General features: G+C 64.2%; 1 protein-coding gene. It reads left to right on the top strand.

Annotation, left to right across the window (positions count from 1 at the left end):
- On the top strand, positions 1-885 hold an 885-nt coding region (locus tag NW819_RS01795; RefSeq protein ID WP_414412715.1), incomplete at both ends, for an ATP-binding cassette domain-containing protein.

The raw sequence follows: 885 nt of genomic DNA, 5'->3' as shown, positions 1-885 counted from the left end.
AAGCGGGACGGAGTCCTTAGAGGAAGAACGGCTGCGCCGGCTGTACAGTCAGCCCCCCCTGCTGCAGGTGCGGGATCTGCGAACCCACTACGCCGTCCGTCGAGGGCCATTTGGCCGCCAGGTGGGCGAGATCCGGGCCGTGGATGGGATCACCTTTGACCTCTACCCCGGAGAGACCTTGGGGCTGGTGGGAGAGTCCGGCTGCGGCAAAACCACCCTGGGGCGAACCCTGTTGCGCCTGGTCCGTGCCAGCTCTGGCCAGGTGATCTACGACGGCGAGGAGCTGCTCCGCTTGCCGCCCCAACGCTTACGTCGTCTCCGCCGCGAGATTCAGCTGATCTTTCAGGATCCGGCAGCCTCACTGGATCCGCGCATGAGTGTGGGAGCCAGCGTCATAGAGCCAATGGCCCTGCACGGGATTGGGAGAAATGCTGCTGAGCGACGAGCACGGGCCCAACGCCTGTTTGAACGGGTAGGGTTGGATCCGGAAGCGCTGGATCGCCTGCCCCACCAGTTTTCCGGAGGACAGCGGCAGCGGATCTGTATTGCCCGCGCCCTGGCCTCGGAGCCGCGCCTGATCGTCTGCGATGAGGCGGTGTCTTCTCTGGATGTCTCTGTGCAGGCCCAGGTGCTGAACTTGCTCAAGGATCTGCAGGAGGAACTGGGGCTGACCTACCTATTCATCTCCCACGACCTGAGCGTGGTCAAGTTCATGAGCGACCGCATCATGGTCATGAACCGGGGCCGCATCGAAGAGCTTGGCCCCGCCTCCCAGATCTACCAGCAGCCGCAGCAGGACTACACCCGCCGCCTCATCGCCGCATTCGCGCCAGCGGTGCCGAACCACTTTCCCCAAGGGAGATCCGTTCGCGATAGCGGGCCGTA

The organism is Synechococcus sp. R8-2, from assembly GCF_047461715.1.
In the GTDB taxonomy this organism is placed as follows: Bacteria; Cyanobacteriota; Cyanobacteriia; order Thermostichales; family Thermostichaceae; genus Thermostichus.
Note: the sequence above shows the minus strand (reverse complement) of the source record. Positions and strands in the feature narration are given on the sequence as shown.